Consider the following 780-nt stretch of genomic DNA (forward strand, 5'->3'; position numbering starts at 1 on the left):
CTGCCCAGGCCCGCAAAGCTCAGGTCCACGGGGGCGTACTGCAGGTCGCTGGCAATGGCGGTGTCACCCTGCGAGCCGACGTTGATGTTGCCCTCGGGCTGGCGCTTCTTCTTGGAGCGGTCGGCGTAGTTGACACCCAGGTCCACGTCCTGGAAGAAGCCCTTGATCGAATCCGGCAGCGGGAAGTTGCCAGCCAGCTTGAACGACTTGAGCTCGTCCTCGACGCTGGGACGCTTGCCGTAGCCCGAGCCGTAGATCGTGCCGCGCAGGAACAGCTTGGTCGGGTCGGAGTAGTTCAGCGTGGGGGTCAGCGTCGGGAAACTGGACGTGGCGAAATTCAGCTTCAGGGTGTCCAGCGGTGCGGTTGCGCCGGTGGGCAGCAACTGCGTGTTGTTCTCGAGGTTGGTTTCCTTGCGGTCAGCCTTGGAGTAGCTCACATCTGCCGTCAGCGTGCCGCCGCCGGCCAGCTTGAGCTTGTTGTTCCAGCCGAAGGCATCGATGGTGTCCCTGCGGTCGTTGTACATGCCACGCACCAGCGGGTACAGGCCGCTGGCGCTGCCGCCGACGAAGGTGTTGTTGCCGTTCACCACTGGGGAAGCGATGTTCAGGCCCGGGTTGTAACCGCCGTTGTAGCCGCCGAGATTGACTTCGAACTGGTTCGCGGTGTCCTMCTGCGTGGCCCTGGTGTGGTAGTAGTCCACCACGCTGGTGAAGTCCTTGTTCGGGCGGAACTCGGCGGTCGCCATGAAGGCGTCGCGCTTGTTCACCCCGGTGCGGCGC

At 63.9% G+C, this 780-nt stretch carries 1 pseudogene; it reads right to left on the reverse strand.

The features are described from left to right. Positions 1 to 780 (reverse strand): annotated as a pseudogene (locus tag ACXJKR_RS33920) (TonB-dependent receptor); the annotation flags it as partial.

Source organism: Roseateles sp. P5_E11 (assembly GCF_054049355.1).